We start from the raw sequence: 15,125 nt of genomic DNA on the forward strand, positions 1-15,125 counted from the left end.
GGCCGGGCATCTTGTCGAAAATTGAACATGTTGAGCGGATCTTAAGGCCTTTCGCTTCATCCTTGCGGCCGGGTTCGGAGACGAGGGGCGGTATGCATGGCCTGATCAACAAGGCGATCGAGCGTTTCCTGCGCGAAACCTACGGCGACGCGTGCTGGCAGGACATCGCCCGGGCGGCCGGGACACCCGAGGCCGGCTTCGAATGCATGCTCGTCTACGACGCGGCGGACACCTTTCGTCTGCTCGATGCCGCGCAGGCCCAACTCGACAAGCCGCGCGCGCAGATCCTCGAGGATATCGGCACCTTCCTGGTGTCCCATCCCGGGCTGGAATCGCTGCGCCGCCTGCTGCGCTTCGGCGGTGATGATTTCGTCGAGTTCCTGCATTCGCTCGACGACCTGCCGGAACGCGCGCGGCTCGCGGTGCCCGACCTCGACCTGCCGCGGATCGAGTTGCGCGAGCATGCCGCCAACCATTACAGCGTCATCAGCGAACACGGGTGGCCGGGGTTCGGGCGCGTCATCGTCGGGCTGCTGCGGGCAATCGCCGACGACTACGGCGCGCTGGTGCTGCTCGACCACAAGGGCGGGCGCGAGGGCACCGAGGTCGTCGAGGTGCGGCTTCTGGAACAGGCCTTTGCCAAGGGGCGCGCGTTCCACCTGGGCGCGCGGACGGGATGAAACGGGCCGGTTTCACCCCCGCCGGCGGGCGCGTCCTCGACGCGCTTTGCCCGATGCACGCGCTGATCGACTCCACGGGTCACATCCGGCATGCCGGCCCGACGCTGGACAAGGTGCGCCCGGGCGGGCAACTGGCCGGCCAGCGCTTCCTCGAGGTTTTCGAGCTGCGGCGGCCGCGGATCGCGGGCACCATGGCCTCGCTGCGCGACGCGGCAGGCACCAAGCTGCACCTGCGCCTGCGCGCGCGGCCGCACACCGCGCTCAAGGGGCTGCTGGTGCCGTTGCCCGACGACGCGTCGCTGGGGCCGCCGGGCGGCGCGGTGATCAACCTGTCCTTCGGCATCTCGGTGGTGGACGCGGTGCGCGATTTCGCGCTGACCAGCGCCGATTTCGCCGCAACCGACCTGACCGTCGAGATGCTTTATCTCGTCGAGGCGAAGTCGGCCGCGATGGACGCGTCGCGCCGCCTGAACCTGCGGCTCCAGGGCGCCATGATCGCCGCCGAGGAGCAGGCATTCACCGACACGCTGACCGGGGTCAAGAACCGCCGCGCGATGGATCACGTACTGCGCCGGCTGGCGGCGGCCGGAACGCCGTTCGCGCTGATGCAGCTCGACCTCGATTTCTTCAAGGCCGTCAACGACCGGCTCGGCCACGCCGCGGGCGACCACGTGCTGCAGCGGGCCGCGCGGGTCATGGTGGACGAAACCCGCGCCTGCGATACCGTCGTGCGCGCGGGCGGCGACGAATTCGTCCTGATCCTCGACGGGCTGACGGACACCGACCGCCTGTCGGGGATGGCCGACAGGCTGATCGCGGAACTGGAGCGGCCGGTGCGCTTCGACGGGCAGGACTGCCGGATCTCGGCGAGCATCGGTATCGCGCGCTCGATCGACCTCGTCTCGCCGGACCCCGAGGCGGTGATGCACGCCGCCGACATGGCGCTTTACGCCGCCAAGGGCGCGGGTCGGGGCCGGCACCGGCTTTTCGTTGAGGGAACGACGCCACCGGCCGCGCCGCGGTGAGGCTGGGCGCCGTCAGCCGGAAAACCCGATCCGGTGCAGGTGGATCTCGAAGGTCGGGTGCATTTCGGCGTTGACCAGCCCGGGGCGGGCGTGGCGGTACACCGACCGCCAGTAGGGCTGGATGATCACGCCCTCGTCGCGCAGGATCTGCTCGAGCCGCCGCATCTGCGCGCGCCGGTCGTCCGCGTCCGCGATCGACATCGCCTCGGCCAGGGTCGCGTCGAACGCGGCGTTCGAGAAGCCGGTTTCGTTCCATGCCCCGCCCGAGCGGTAGGCCAGCGCCAGGACCTGCACGCCCAGCGGGCGCATGTTCCAGTTGGTCGAACTGAACGGGAAACGCATCCAGTCGCGCCAGAACGTCCGCCCCGGCAGGCGCCGGCGGCGCACCCTGATCCCGGCGTCCGACAGAAGCGCCGCGACGGCGTCGGCGGTGTTGTTGCGCCACTCGTCGTCGATCGACACCAGCTCGTGCTCGAAGTCGGCCATGCCGGCCTCGTCCAGCAGAGCGCGCGCCCTGGCCGGATCGTACTCTGGCGGGCCGATGTCGGCATACTCGGGGTGGATCGGGCAGACGTGATGGTTCTCGGCCACGCGGCCGAGGTCGGCGTAGCCCAGCTCGAGGCAGATCGCGTTGTCCACCGCCAGCGCCAGCGCGCGGCGCACGCGCACGTCGGCGTAGGGCTTCATCCCGTCCACCTCGGCGTGCTGGTTGCCGCGGATGACGATGGTGTTGGCGGTGAAGGCCTCGCTCTTCTGCCAGCCGACATCGTCGAACACGGGCACGAAGTTGCCGGTGGATTCATAGGTCATGTCGATCCGGTCGGCGCGCGCCGCTTCCACCGCCGAGGCCGGGTCGGTGCCGGTGTCGATGAACTCGACCCGGTCGAGATAGGGGCCACCAAGGACGGGTGTGCCCCACCAGTCGCGGTCCGGGTCCCGCTCCAGCACGCACCGCTCGCCGACGACCAGTTCCACCGGCCGGTAGGCGCCCGTGCCCACGCCGTGCGCGAACGGGTCGCCGCCGTCGTAGGTTTCGTCGACGACCGCCGCGGGGTAGTCCGCCATGCCCGCGATCAGCGTGATGTCGGGCTTTGGCAGGTGCAGCCGCACCGTCAGCTCGCCCGTCACCTCGATCACGCCCTCGGCCGCGCGGCCGCTGTCCGGGTCGATGAGCGTGGCGAAACGTCCGGCCATCGAATTGGCCTCGACCGTGCTGTCGCACCAGCGGCGGATGTTGCGCGCCACGTCGCGGGCGGTGAAGGGTTGGCCGTTGCTCCAGGTCACGCCGGGTCGGACATGCAGCGTGTATTCGGTGGCGTCCGCGTTGACCTCCCAGCTTTCCAGCAACATGGCCTCGAAGGTGCTGTCGCGGGTGTACTGCACCAGGTATTCCAGAAAGCCGCGGCACAGGTTGCCCTGCGGGCTCCAGTCGAAGGTGCGCGGATCGCCGAGTGCGCGCACGTCCTGCTGGATGCGCAGCGTGCCGCCCTGCGCGGGGGTGGCCGCGTGCGCGGCCGGCGGGGCCAGCCCCAGGAGCCCGTAGGCGGCCGCGGCGCTGGCGCCGAGGGTCGTGGCGCGCGCGAGGAACTCGCGCCGATCCATCCGCCCGTCCAGGCAGTCGCGCGCGAACATCGGCACCGCGTCGTGCAGGGGTCTGCCGTTGATCGTGTCGCGGGTCATGCCGCTTTCTCCGACTGGGTCGCTCGAACGACCTCCGACCGACAGGGTAGTTCACGACCCGCCGCGCGGCAAGCGGGTGCCGCCCGGGTTGACCGGGAACGAACAGGGGTGTACGGATCAATGCAACCCTGTATGGAGTTCGCGCAATGACCCTCATGTCCACACCGGAACAGGCGGACCGCCCCGCGCGCCTGGGCATGGCCGACTGGATCGGCGCGGCGCTGGCAGTGCTGGCCGAATCGGGGATCGAGGCGGTGCAGATCACCGCGCTGGCCCGGCGGCTGGGCGTGACGCGCGGCAGTTTCTACTGGCATTTCGCGAACCGCGAGGCGCTGCTCGAGGCGCTCGTCGCGGAATGGCGCGCGCTCAACACCGGGGTGATGCTGGAGGCGGTGGCGGACACCGGGACGCTGGAGGACGGGATCCTCGCGCTGTTTGCCGTCTGGGTCGACCACACGCGGTTCGACCCGCGGCTGGACCAGGCGATCCGCGACTGGGCGCGGCACGACGCGGGCCTGCGTGCCACGGTCGCGTCCGAGGACGACGCAAGGGTCGCGGCCATCGCCGATTTCTTCGGCCGGCACGGGTTCGCGCCGACCGAGGCGTTCATCCGTGCCCGCGTGCTCTATTTCACGCAGGTCAGCTACTACGCGCTGGACATCGGCGCGCGCGAACCGCTGGCCGAGCGCTCGGGCTACCTGGGCGCCTATTTCCGCGCCTTCACCGGCCGCGAGATCGACCCGGCCGCGGCGCAGGCCTTTCTCGACATCCACGGGGCAGCGGAGCGTGACCCATGACCACACGGACCACATCGCGCCGGCGCGGGCGGGCGGCCAAGCGCCGCGACGCGGCGACCGCGCGTTTCGACGCCGCCTGGCGGCACTGGCACAACCCCTATCCGCCGGTCGAACAGTTCCGCGAGGACGAGATCGAGGCGATCCACGACGCCTCGATGCGCGTGCTGTCGGATACCGGTGTCCGGGTTCTCAACGCCGAGGCGCGCGAGATGCTGCTGGCGGCGGGCATGGCGCGCGGGGCCGGCGACGACGTGATCCGCTTCGACCCCGACCTGGTGGCCGAACTGGTGGCCGGGGCCCCGTCGCATGTCACGCTGCACGGGCGCGGCCCCGACCGCGCGGTGCGCGTGGGCGGGCGCGACGTGGGCGTATGCACCACCGGCGGCACGCCGAATTTCTCGGACCTCGCCGGTGGGCGGCGGCCCGGCACGCTGGCGGCACTGGAGGACCTTTGCCGCGTCGCGCAGGGCTATGACGTGATCCACATGATCGGCCCCTTCATCGAGCCTCAGGACGTGCCCCCAAACCTGCGCCATTACGCCATGACGCGCGCGGTGGTCACGCTGACCGACAAGGTGCCCTTCGTGTTCTTCCGCGGCGGCGAGGCGGTCGCCGACGCCTTCGAGATCATACGGCTGGCGCACGGCATGACCGAGGACGCGTTCCGCGACACGCCCGTCTGCTATGCCGTGGCGAACTCCAATTCGCCACTGCAACTTGATGACCTGATGTGCCGCGGCATCATCGACGCCGCCCGCGCGGGACAGATGATGATCCTGACCCCGTTCACGCTGGCGGGGGCCATGGCGCCCGTGACGCTGGCCGGTGCGCTTGTGCAGCAGAACGCCGAGGCGCTGGCGGGGCTGGCACTGGCGCAGCTCGCGCGGCCCGGGGCGCCGGTGTGCTACGGCAGCTTCACCTCGAACGTGGACATGAAGACCGGCGCGCCCGCCTTCGGCACGCCGGAATACGTCAAGGCGGCCTTCGCCTCCGGCCAGCTGGCGCGGCGCTACGGCGTGCCGCTGCGGTCGTCGGGGGTGACGACCTCGAACGCACCGGACGCGCAGGCCGCCTACGAGATGCAGATGTCGCTGTGGGGCGCACTGATGGGCGGGACCAACATCCTGCTGCACGGCGCGGGATGGCTGGAAGGCGGTCTGACGGCCTCGGCCGAGAAGTTCGTGATCGACATAGAGATGCTGCGCATGTTCGCAGAGCTGTTCAAGCCGGTGGAGGTCAGCGAGGCCACGCTGGGCGTGGACACCATCGCCGAGGTCGGCCACGGCGGGCATTTCTTCGGCACGCAGCACACGCTCGAGCGGTTCGAGAGCGCGTTCTATTCGCCGCTCCTGTCGGACTGGCGCAACTACGAATCCTGGGTCGAGGGCGGGGCGGTGGACACCGCCACGCGCGCTGCCCGTATCTACCGTGAGGCGGTCGCCGGCCACACGCCGCCGCCGCTCGACCCCGCGCGGCAGGAAGCGATCGACGCCTTCATCGCCCGGCGCACCGAGGAGGGCGGCGCAGACATCAGCCGCTGAACCAATCTGGAGGGCGCGCAGCCCGCGCTGCACCTTCTGAAGCTGTGCGGCAATTCGGTGCGTGGTCATGCGTCGGCCGGCAACCCGGGTCAGCCGGCAAGCTGAGGGAACGACGCGCTGGCGAAAGCTCACGCACGGGGCGTGGGGCCTGGTGCGGTTTCCTGGCGCAACGCGTTGGCCAGCGCGGCGGGGTAGTCGGTGATGATCCCGTCGATCCCCCAGCCGGCCAGGCGCCGGGCGGTGGCGATTTCGTTGATCGTCCAGGCGAAGACGGCGAAGCCGCGCGCCCTTGCGGCGGCCACGCGCGAGCGGGTCAGGTCGCCCCAGAACGGCGCCCAGATCGAGCAGCCCAGCGCCGCCGCCCCGTCCAGCAGCTCGCCTGCGCCGGTCGCGCGCCCCAGCCCCGCGAGCCAGGGCGAACCGGCATAGACCGTGCGGGCGGCCTCGGCGCCCGGTGCCTCGGCGGTCAGCGCCGACAGGCGGGCACCGGGCCGGAGCCGCAGGATTTCGCGCAGAACGCGCCAGTCGAACGACTGGTAGATCACATCGGGCGCGGCCGGCTGCTCCGGGACCTCTCCAAGCACGGCCGCGGCCAGTTTCGCGGGTGGCGTGCATGGGCCGGGGCGCTCGGGGTCGCTCTTGATCTCGACGAGCAGGCCGGCGTTGCTTCCCGCCACCCGGTCAACCACCTCGGCCAGCCGCGGCACGCGTGCGCCGGGGCAGGGGGTCTGGCCGGGAAAGGCGCGCGCGACGGCCGAGCCGGGCCGGGCGGCGCCGATGTCGAAGCGTGCGAGCTCCGCCCATGCCAGATCGGCGACGCGGGGTGCGTCCCCGGCCACCCGGGCGCCGCCGGGTGCGCGCGCCAGGTCGCCCGACAACACCGGGTCATGCACGACGGCGGGGACGCCGTCGGCGGTCACCTGCACGTCGATTTCCACCAGATCGGCGTCGGCGGTCAGCGCGTCGTCCACCGCCGCGAGCGTGTTCTCGGGCCGCGTGCCGCGCGAACCGCGGTGCCCGATCACCAGCGGGACCCGGGGCGCAAGGGATGTGCCGCTCACGTCAGGCGCTGGCCGTCGGTACGGCTGAACAGGTGCAGCTCCGCGGGGTCCACGCCCAGGCGCAGCGTGTCGCCCGGTCCGGGCAGCTCGGTGCCGGCAAGGCTGGCGATCACCTCGGTCTCGCCGTCGTCCAGCAGGCCGTGCACGTTGGCCGTCGCGCCCAGCCGTTCGACCACGCGGACGCTGACCGCCAGCGGACCGCCCGGCTCGGGGTGCAGTGCCTCGGGGCGCACGCCGACGATGGCGCGCCCGGCCGCGTGATGCAGCCCGGCCGCCTCGGCCAGGGCGGCGCCGGCGCCGGGCGAGAGCATGTTCATCGGCGGCGAGCCGATGAAGCCCGCCACGAACAGCGAGGCGGGCTGCGCGTAGACTTCCATCGGCGGGCCGATCTGTTCGATCCGGCCGGCGTTCATCACCACCAGCCTGTCGGCCAGGGTCATCGCCTCCTGCTGGTCGTGGGTGACGTAGATCGAGGTCGTTCCAAGCCGCTGCTGAAGGTCGCGGATCTCGACCCGCGTCTTGACCCGCAGCTTGGCGTCGAGGTTCGACAGCGGCTCGTCGAACAGGAACGCCGCCGGGTCGCGCACGATCGCCCGGCCCATCGCCACCCGTTGGCGCTGGCCGCCCGACAACTGGCGCGGCTTGCGGTCGAGGAACTCGGTCAGCCCCAGCATGTCCGCGGCCACCGCGACCTTTTCCGCGATCTCCGCGGTCGGCATGCCGCGGTTCTTCAGCCCGTAGGCCATGTTCTTGAACACGCTCATGTGCGGGTAGAGCGCGTAGTTCTGGAACACCATCGAGATATCCCGCCGCGCGGGCTCGAGGTCGTTGACGCGCCGCCCGTCGATGGTGATCTCGCCGCCCGTCACCTCCTCGAGGCCTGCCACCATGCGCAGCAGTGTGGACTTGCCGCAGCCCGAGGGGCCCACCAGCACGCACAGCTCGCCCGCGCCGATATCGAGCGACAGGCCCGGGATCGTGGCCTCGGCCGCGCCGGGATAGACCTTGCGCACCTCGCTGAGCCGGATGTCGGACATCTGGGGGGTTCCTTTCGTTACTTCTCGACTTCGACGAGGCCGCGCACGAACAGCCGCTGCATCGCGAGGATCACGACCACCGGCGGCAGCAGCGCGAGGATCGCGGTGGACATGATGAGGTGCCATTGCGGCGTCTCCTCGCCCGCGTTGGCCATGCGCTGGATGCCCATCACGACGGTGTAGTAGCTTTCGTCGGTGGTCACGAGCAGCGGCCAGAGATACTGGTTCCAGCCGTAAATGAACAGGATCACGAAAAGCGCGGCGATGTTGGTCCGCGACAGCGGCACGAGGATGTCGCGGAAGAACTTCAGCGGCCCCGCGCCGTCGATGCGCGCGGCCTCGGTCAGCTCGTCGGGGACGGTCATGAAGAACTGGCGGAACAGGAAGGTGGCGGTGGCCGAGGCGATCAGCGGGATCGACAGCCCGGCGTAGCTGTTGAGCATCCCCAGCTGCGCCACGACCTCGTAGGTGGGCAGGATGCGCACCTCGACGGGCAGCATCAGCGTGATGAAGATCGTCCAGAACGCCAGGACCCGGAACGGGAAGCGGAAATAGACGATGGCGAAGGACGACAGCAGCGAGATCGCCAGCTTGCCCAGCGTGATCGCCAGCGCCATGATCGTCGAGTTCATCAGCATCAGTCCGATGGGCGGCGCACCGGCGGTCGACAGACCGTCGCCCAGCACGGTGGCATAGTTCGTCCACATCTGGTCACCCGGCAGCAGCGGCAGGCCGCTGTTGACCTCGCGCGCGGTGTGGGTCGAGGCGACGAAGGCCAGGTAGATCGGGAACACGAACACAGCCGCGCCCAGGATCAGCACGGCGTGCTGCACGACCAGCAGGAGGGGGCGGCGTTCGACCATCAGTATTCCACCCGGTTCTCGAGGTAACGGAACTGGATCGCCGTCAGCGCGATCACGATCACCATCAAGACCACCGACTGCGCCGCCGAGGACCCGAGGTTGAGCCCCTCGAAGGCGTCGCGCCAGACCTTGTAGACAAGGATCACGGTGTCGTTGCCCGGCCCGCCCGAGGTGGTGGCGTGCACGATCCCGAAGGTTTCGAAGAATGCGTAGACGACGTTGACGACCACCAGGAAGAAGGCCGTCGGCGACAGCAGCGGCAGCTGGATCGTCCAGAACCGCTTCACGGGGCCGGCGCCGTCGATCGCCGCCGCCTCGGTCAGCGAGCGCGGGATCGCCTGCAGCCCGGCGAGGAAGAACAGGAAGTTGTAGCTGACCTGCCGCCAGGCCGCGGCGATCACGATCAGCGTCATCGCGTCGCCGCCGTCCTGGTAGTGGTTCCAGTCGTAGCCCACCGCGTCGAGCGCGTAGGCGGCGATGCCGATGGTGGGATTGAACAGGAACCACCACAGAACGCCCGCCACCGCGGGCGCCACGGCATAGGGCCAGATCAGCAGCGTGCGATAGGTCGTCGCCTGCCGGACCACGCGGTCGGCCATCACCGCCAGAACCAAGGCCACGCCCATCGACAGCCCCGCGACCATCGCGCTGTAGACGACGGTGGTGACGAAGCTTTCCAGGTAGAGCGGGTCGTTGAACAGCTTGGCGAAATTGGCCAGCCCGACGAATTCGGTCTTCAGCCCGAAGGCATCCTGCCGCAGCACCGACTGGTAAAGTGCCTGGCTGGCCGGCCAGATGAAGAAAACCAGCGTGATCGCGATCTGGGGGGCGACCAGCAGGTAGGGCAGCCAGCGGTGGCGGAAGGTGACTTTCTTGGTGCGCACGGGCGGCCTCCGGGACTCGAAGGGGCGGGCCGCGCCGGCCCGCCCCGTGACTGGCCTGTCGGCTCAGGAATTGGAGTCTTCGAACTCGCGCAGCAGGTCGTTGCCGCGATCGGCCGCGTTCTCCAGCGCCTCGGCGGCGCTCTGGTTGCCGGCCCAGAGGTCTTCCAGCTCCTCGTTGATGATGTCGCGGATCTGGACGAAGTTGCCGAAGCGCAGGCCGGAGGAGTTCGCCGTCGGCTCGTTCAGCGACAGCTGCTTGATCGCGGTGTCGGTGCCCGGCTCCTCCTCGTAGAAGCCCTGCTCCTGGCTCAGCTCGTAGGCGGCCGTGGTGATGGGCACGTAGCCGGTGGACTGGTGCCAGTCGGCCTGAACCTCGGGCTGCGACATGTAGTCGAAGAACTCGGCCACGCCCTGGTAATCGCCGTCGTCATGGCCGTCGAGCACCCACAGCGTCGCGCCGCCGATGATCGAGTTCTGCGGCGCGTCGGCGGCGTCGGTGTTCAGCGGCAGCATCGACTGGCCGAACTCGAACTCTGCCTGGTCCTTGATCGAGGCGTAGTAGGCCGAGGAGTTCATCCACATCGCGCATTCGCCCGAGGTGAAAAGCGGCAACGAGTCGCCGCGGCGGCCGCCGTACTTGAAGGTGCCGTCCTCGGTGCTGTCGGCGATGCGCTGCAGCAGGTCGGTCAGGCTTTCGGATTCGTCGATCACCAGCTCGGTGTCGAGCCGGGCAAAGCCGTTTTCCTTCGTGCCGATCGGCGCGTCGTGCCAGGCGAGATAGTTCTCGATCATCACCCACGACTGCCAGCCGAAGGAGAAGGCGCAGTCGTGCCCGGTCTCCTGCAGCGCCTCGCCGGCCGCGAACATCTCGTCCCAGGTGCTCGGTACCTCGTCGATGCCCGCCTGCTCCAGCAGGTCGGCATTGTACCACAGCACCGGGGTGGAGCTGTTGAACGGCAGCGACAGCAGCTTGCCCTCGGGCGTGGAGTAGTAGGAGCGCACGGCCGGCAGATAGGCGTCGGCGTTCCAGTCGATGTCGGCGTTTTCCATGAGCGCGTGAACCGGCTTCACGGCACCCTCGGCGGCCATCATGGTGGCGGTGCCGACCTCGAAGACCTGCACGATGTGGGGCTGCTCGCCGGCGCGGAAGGCGGCGATCGCGGCGGTCATGTTCTCGGTGTAGTTGCCCTTGTAGGTCGGCACCACCTTGAAGTCGTCCTGGGATTCGTTGAAGCCGGTGGCGATTTCCTCGACCTTCTCGCCGAGGGCGCCGCCCATGGCGTGCCAGAACTGGATTTCGGTCTGGGCGGCCACGGGTGTGGCGCCCAGCGCCATGAGCGTGGCGATGGCCGTCGCGGAACGGGTCAGTGTCATGTGTGTTCTCCGAATGGACCGGTGTGAGAAGCCTTGGCGGGTCGCGTGGCTGTCACGCGACCATGACAAACTAGAAGCACCGGCCCGAATATGTTTCAAATGAAGTTATGATGACATCAGCTATAACACGGCGTTATGGCGCTGGCCCGGGGCGAAGCGCATGACCGACCGCGCTGCCCTCGGCGCCGAGGTGCGCCTGCGCCAGCTCGAGGCGTTCCAGGCCGTGGCCCAGACCGGGAGCTACACGCGCGCGGCCGACCTCCTGGGGATCTCACAGCCTGCGGTCAGCCGGCTGGTGCATTCGCTGTCGGCCGCCACCGGGCTGACGCTGTTCAACCGTGCCGCCGGCGTGGCCGAGCCGACCCCCGAGGCACGCTTGCTGCTGGCCGAGGCGGGCCGCGTCCTCGAAACGGTGGCGGGGTTCGAGCAACTGCACCGCGACATCCTCGAACAGCGCGCAGGACAGCTGCACATTGCCTGCCTGCCGGGGTTCGCCACGACGCATCTGCCCGGCGTGCTGGCCGATTTCCTCAGGTCGCGGCCACAGGTGCAGGTCACGCTGGAACCCGACCGGCCCGAGCGCATCCTCGACTGGATCATCGCCGACAACTGTGACGTTGGCCTGACCTCGGACTTTCCCGGCCACCCGGCGGTGCACGCGCGGCGCATCCCGGTGCGCACGGTCTGCATCCTGCCCCCGGGCCACCCGCTTGCCGCCCAGGACGAGATCGTGCCCGCCGACCTGCGCCACGAGCGGCTGATCCACACCAAGCCCGACGATCCTTTCTTCCAGTCGGTGCAGGCCGCGTTCCAGCAATGCGGTGTGACGCCTGCCACCGGGGTTGAGACGCGCCAGTTCGGGGCCGCGTGCCGGCTGGTCGCCGAGGGCTTCGGCGTGTCCATCGTCAGCGTGCTCGACGCGCAGGAGTTCGCCCGCACCGGCATCGTGAGCCGGCCGTTCTTCCCGAGGGTGCATCACAACCTCGACGTCCTGCATTCGCGCCTTTCGCGGTCTTCCATGATCGGGCTTGAGTTCATCGACGCCTTCGTGGCCAGCCTGTCGCACGCACGCGCCGATCCTGCCTGAAGGGGCGCACCCGGCCCGGTCGGGATCGGCACGCGACCGGCGGAATTCCCCGCCGACCGGGCGGCGGGCTTGATCCGCACAGCCGGAGCATGCACGGTGGCTCGAGATACCCGGGCAACGGGTGGTGTCGGCAAGCCTTTGAATGTTCAGGAAGAACGCGGGCCGGCCGGTGCTGCGTGCCGGCGACTGGATTTCGGGAGGGTGACGGGTGAGGGACGGAAGAACACATCTCGTGGCCTGGCTGGTGGCGCTGACCGTGGCCGGCGCGGCCGGCGGCGCCTTGGCCGGCCCCTGTGGCACCGACGCGGCCGCCGCGACGGCGCAACTCCATCCCCTGCCGCACGAAGGCCGGTGGGGGTTCGTCGGCAAGGACGGCGAATGGCGACTGGCCCCGCGCTGGCAACAGGTGCGGCCCTTTTCCGAAGGCCGCGCGGCCGTTCAGACCGGTGACGGCTGGGGCGTGATCGACCACGACGGCCGCTACGTCGTCGAGCCGGGCGCGCGCGATGCCGACCGGGTCGTGGTCGACGGCACGGCCCATGCCCTGTCTCCCTACAAGCCGGCGGCGCAGGGCTGCATCGCGGCCACGCCGGCGGGCGGCACGCCGCATTACCTGACCGTCGATGGCACGCGGTGGGACCCGCCTGCGCTGGCCGGGCGGGACGTGCGCGACCTCGGGTCGTTTTCCGAGGGACTTGCCTGGGTGCGCGTGGCCCGCGACGGCGACACCGCCGTTGGCTGGATCGACACTGCCGGCGAAATGGCGATCGCGCCACGGTTCCACGACGGCGGCGATTTCGCGGACGGCCGTGCGCCTGCCGCCATCGACCCCGACAGCCGCGCCTACATCGACACCGCCGGAGATCCGGTGTTCCCGCACAAGTTCCTGTTCGTCAGGGCCGGCCCCTATGCCGATGACCGCGCGCCGGTCACCTTCGACGGGCAGACCGGCTACATGGGGCCCGAGGACTGGGAGATCGAGCGGATCGTGATGCCCGACGGCACCGAGGAACGTATCGCCGCGGCCGCCCCGTTCTCGGCCGGGCTGGCCACGGTGCACCCCGATACCCCGATGATCAGTGACCTTGCCGTGATCGACAGCTCCGGCAAGGTGGCGTTCCGCGCCCGGCATTGCGCGGTCGCCGGCCTGCCGCTGTTCCGCGACGGCCTGCTGCCGGTCGTGCAGCCCGACGACGGCGCCCGCTGCCCGCGGGGGGACACGATCGCGTTCGAAGGACCGGGCGACGCGCGCGGCGCGGCCCGGACGCTGCCGTGGATCCTGCCCGGCGAAGGGCTGCGCCTGCTCTGGCACGACACCTCCGGCAATGCCGTGATCGACTCCGGGGCCTGCCGCCGCCCGCCGGGCATGGCGCCGCTCGCCGCGACGGAACAGGACGGCAGCCTGGCCGCCGGCGGCTACACGATGTCGGTTCACGGGGACTTGGCCGGGACACCCCCGCCCGCGCGCGCCGACCATCCCTGCAACCGCTCGCTGTTCCGCATGGCCGACAACACCGCGACGAACGCGAAGGGCCCGTGGCTGGTCCGGCTGCAGGGGGCGGGCCGGTGGCAGGACAAGCCAGTGGGCCTGTCCCTGGCCATCGAACTGCCGCGGGGCGCCGCGCCGGGCCCTTATCCCGTCGGCGAGGAGGGCGACACGGTTCAGGCCAACCTCTGGGTGGGCCGCGCCGACGGGGCCGGCCCCGAGGCGCCACGCCCGCCGTCGTTCACGCGGGCAACCGGCGGTGAGTTCACGCTTGAGAAACGCGACGCGGCGTCGGCCTCGGGCCACGGCCGGATCGAACTGGCCAACCTCGAGGACCCCGACAGGACGGTGACGGTGGAGGTCCGGTTCGAGCGGATCCCCTACCGGATGGGCGCCGAGGTCGAGTTGATCGAGACCACCGGCGCGGTCACCGCGCTGGACGAAGCCATGCCCGACGACCCGCTGATCAATTTCTTCACCCCCGCGAGCGCACGGGAAGGCGACGGCACCGTCACGCTGGCGCTGGGCGAATTCGGCCCCAAGCTGGAACTGACCCTGCCCGCGGACCACTCCGGCGCCTTCACCGCCGGCCCGGACGCGGCCGGCACGGTCACATTCGCAGGCCAGCCCGTCGTCGCGCAGGGCACGCTGGAGCGTGCCGACGGCCGGCTTTCGGGGCGTGTCACGGCCCGCCTTGGCAGCCACTCGCAGGTCGAGGGCGCGGGCAGCGTGACACTGCGCTTTGCCCATGTTCCGCTCGACGCGACGGACTGACCCCTTGCAACGACTGGAAAGGAAACGCTGACCATGATCCGACCCGCATCGATTGTCCCGACACTCGCCGCCGCGGCGCTCGCCGCGCTCACGCTTGGCCCCGCAAAGGCCGAGGGACGGCTCAGTTACACCGCCGACGCCGGTAAGATGGGCCAGATGAAGATGACCGAACGCTGGCGCGGTGACGCGCTGCGCACCGACATCGAGGGCGTGGACGCCTACATGCTGCTGCGCGGTGACGAGGTGTTCTCGGTCACCACGGCCGGCGGCCAGCCGATGGTCGTTTCCCTGAGTGCGATGAAGGACATGGCCGCCGGCATGGGGCAGGGCGGGGCCGACGAGAAGACCGGCGTGGTCTTCCCCGAAACGATCGACGACATCCGCGCGACCGGCGAAAGACGCGAGGTCGCCGGGATCCCGGGGGAGGTCTACGAGGTCGACTGGATCGACAACGAGGGCACCGCGCACACAGACACCGCCGTGCTGACCGAGAACGCGGCGTTGCGCGCGCATCAGGAAAAAAAGATGGCGTTCATCCGTGCCGTCAGCGGCGACGAGCCCAACCCGCTGATGGTGACGCTCACCGGGCGCGGGCTGGCACCGCTGACCTTCGGCGACCGCTACAGGGTCACCGGTTTCGGGGACGACGCCGGACCGGCCGGCGATTTCGAGCTGCCGGCCGAGCCGATGGACCTGGGCAACATGACCAACATGGGGATGGAGTGAGCACGCCGCTGCGCGCGGGTCGCGCCGCGCTGGCGGCGCTGTGCATCGCCGGCGGGGCGGCCGCGCAGGAAAGCTGCCCGGCGCCGCCGCCGCCCGCGGCGCCGGGGTGC

Annotated in this window: 13 protein-coding genes; 7 read left to right on the forward strand and 6 right to left on the reverse strand. The window is 70.2% G+C overall.

All coding sequences use genetic code 11. The features are described from left to right. Window positions 1-92: 92 nt before the first annotated feature. The gene (locus CEF10_RS15520) at window positions 93-680 is read left to right on the forward strand and encodes a heme NO-binding domain-containing protein (protein ID WP_101069091.1); all 588 of its coding nucleotides are present in this window, start codon (window positions 93-95) and stop codon (window positions 678-680) included. Next, window positions 677-1,705, forward strand: a complete 1,029-nt coding sequence (locus CEF10_RS15525; RefSeq protein WP_232796537.1) for a GGDEF domain-containing protein — start codon at window positions 677-679, stop codon at window positions 1,703-1,705. The genes CEF10_RS15520 and CEF10_RS15525 overlap by 4 nt, the downstream gene beginning before the upstream one ends. A 12-nt stretch (window positions 1,706-1,717) precedes the next feature. On the opposite strand, the gene CEF10_RS15530 is transcribed toward CEF10_RS15525, so the two are convergent. Next, window positions 1,718-3,385 carry an ABC transporter substrate-binding protein gene (locus CEF10_RS15530; RefSeq protein WP_101069092.1) on the reverse strand — a complete coding sequence of 556 codons (1,668 nt, stop codon included), beginning with the start codon at window positions 3,383-3,385 and terminating at the stop codon, window positions 1,718-1,720. A 146-nt stretch (window positions 3,386-3,531) separates the two neighbouring features. Here CEF10_RS15530 and CEF10_RS15535 point away from each other — a divergent pair, with 146 nt between their 5' ends. Together CEF10_RS15535 and CEF10_RS15540 are read left to right on the forward strand one after the other, a co-directional pair. Beyond that, window positions 3,532-4,182 (forward strand): TetR/AcrR family transcriptional regulator, encoded by a 651-nt coding sequence (locus CEF10_RS15535; protein WP_101069093.1) that lies wholly within the window; start codon window positions 3,532-3,534, stop codon window positions 4,180-4,182. After that, on the forward strand, window positions 4,179-5,723 hold the full coding sequence (locus CEF10_RS15540) for a trimethylamine methyltransferase family protein (protein WP_101069094.1): 1,545 nt from the start codon (window positions 4,179-4,181) through the stop codon (window positions 5,721-5,723). Before CEF10_RS15535 ends, CEF10_RS15540 begins: the two co-directional genes overlap by 4 nt. 128 nt (window positions 5,724-5,851) lie before the next feature. Here CEF10_RS15540 and CEF10_RS15545 read toward each other — a convergent pair whose 3' ends face one another. From CEF10_RS15545 to ugpB, 5 genes are all read right to left on the reverse strand, one after another. Continuing rightward, window positions 5,852-6,784, reverse strand: a complete 933-nt coding sequence (locus CEF10_RS15545; protein ID WP_101069095.1) for a glycerophosphodiester phosphodiesterase family protein — start codon at window positions 6,782-6,784, stop codon at window positions 5,852-5,854. Continuing rightward, window positions 6,781-7,821 (reverse strand): sn-glycerol-3-phosphate ABC transporter ATP-binding protein UgpC, encoded by a 1,041-nt coding sequence (gene ugpC, locus CEF10_RS15550; RefSeq protein ID WP_101069096.1) that lies wholly within the window; start codon window positions 7,819-7,821, stop codon window positions 6,781-6,783. The genes CEF10_RS15545 and ugpC overlap by 4 nt, the downstream gene beginning before the upstream one ends. A 17-nt stretch (window positions 7,822-7,838) precedes the next feature. Next, window positions 7,839-8,684, reverse strand: coding sequence for a sn-glycerol-3-phosphate ABC transporter permease UgpE (gene ugpE, locus CEF10_RS15555; RefSeq protein ID WP_101069097.1), 846 nt, complete (start codon window positions 8,682-8,684; stop codon window positions 7,839-7,841). Next, window positions 8,684-9,568, reverse strand: a complete 885-nt coding sequence (ugpA, locus tag CEF10_RS15560) for a sn-glycerol-3-phosphate ABC transporter permease UgpA (protein WP_101069098.1) — start codon at window positions 9,566-9,568, stop codon at window positions 8,684-8,686. Before ugpA ends, ugpE begins: the two co-directional genes overlap by 1 nt. A 63-nt stretch (window positions 9,569-9,631) precedes the next feature. Then, window positions 9,632-10,942, reverse strand: coding sequence for a sn-glycerol-3-phosphate ABC transporter substrate-binding protein UgpB (gene ugpB, locus CEF10_RS15565; RefSeq protein WP_101069099.1), 1,311 nt, complete (start codon window positions 10,940-10,942; stop codon window positions 9,632-9,634). Window positions 10,943-11,102: 160 nt separating this feature from the next. On the opposite strand from ugpB, the gene CEF10_RS15570 reads away from it, so the two are divergent. The 3 genes from CEF10_RS15570 to CEF10_RS15580 all read left to right on the forward strand — a co-directional run bounded on the left by CEF10_RS15570 (window position 11,103) and on the right by CEF10_RS15580 (window position 15,015). Continuing rightward, complete coding sequence (locus CEF10_RS15570) at window positions 11,103-12,029, forward strand: LysR substrate-binding domain-containing protein (RefSeq protein WP_101069100.1); 927 nt, start codon at window positions 11,103-11,105, stop codon at window positions 12,027-12,029. Window positions 12,030-12,237: 208 nt separating this feature from the next. After that, window positions 12,238-14,289 (forward strand): WG repeat-containing protein, encoded by a 2,052-nt coding sequence (locus CEF10_RS15575; RefSeq protein ID WP_101069101.1) that lies wholly within the window; start codon window positions 12,238-12,240, stop codon window positions 14,287-14,289. A 33-nt stretch (window positions 14,290-14,322) separates the two neighbouring features. After that, window positions 14,323-15,015 (forward strand): hypothetical protein, encoded by a 693-nt coding sequence (locus CEF10_RS15580; protein ID WP_101069102.1) that lies wholly within the window; start codon window positions 14,323-14,325, stop codon window positions 15,013-15,015. Window positions 15,016-15,125: the final 110 nt, after the last annotated feature.

The organism is Roseovarius salinarum, from assembly GCF_002834145.1.
Classification (GTDB): Bacteria; Pseudomonadota; Alphaproteobacteria; order Rhodobacterales; family Rhodobacteraceae; genus Roseovarius; species Roseovarius salinarum.

Coding starts and splice junctions, on each gene's coding strand:
- CEF10_RS15540 (WP_101069094.1), top strand. CDS start 4,179: ATGACCACACGGACCACATCGCGCCGGCGCGGGCGGGCGGCCAAGCGC.
- CEF10_RS15520 (WP_101069091.1), top strand. CDS start 93: ATGCATGGCCTGATCAACAAGGCGATCGAGCGTTTCCTGCGCGAAACC.
- ugpE (WP_101069097.1), bottom strand. CDS start 8,684: ATGGTCGAACGCCGCCCCCTCCTGCTGGTCGTGCAGCACGCCGTGCTG.
- CEF10_RS15580 (WP_101069102.1), top strand. CDS start 14,323: ATGATCCGACCCGCATCGATTGTCCCGACACTCGCCGCCGCGGCGCTC.
- ugpC (WP_101069096.1), bottom strand. CDS start 7,821: ATGTCCGACATCCGGCTCAGCGAGGTGCGCAAGGTCTATCCCGGCGCG.
- CEF10_RS15535 (WP_101069093.1), top strand. CDS start 3,532: ATGACCCTCATGTCCACACCGGAACAGGCGGACCGCCCCGCGCGCCTG.
- ugpB (WP_101069099.1), bottom strand. CDS start 10,942: ATGACACTGACCCGTTCCGCGACGGCCATCGCCACGCTCATGGCGCTG.
- CEF10_RS15570 (WP_101069100.1), top strand. CDS start 11,103: ATGACCGACCGCGCTGCCCTCGGCGCCGAGGTGCGCCTGCGCCAGCTC.
- CEF10_RS15530 (WP_101069092.1), bottom strand. CDS start 3,385: ATGACCCGCGACACGATCAACGGCAGACCCCTGCACGACGCGGTGCCG.
- CEF10_RS15525 (WP_232796537.1), top strand. CDS start 677: ATGAAACGGGCCGGTTTCACCCCCGCCGGCGGGCGCGTCCTCGACGCG.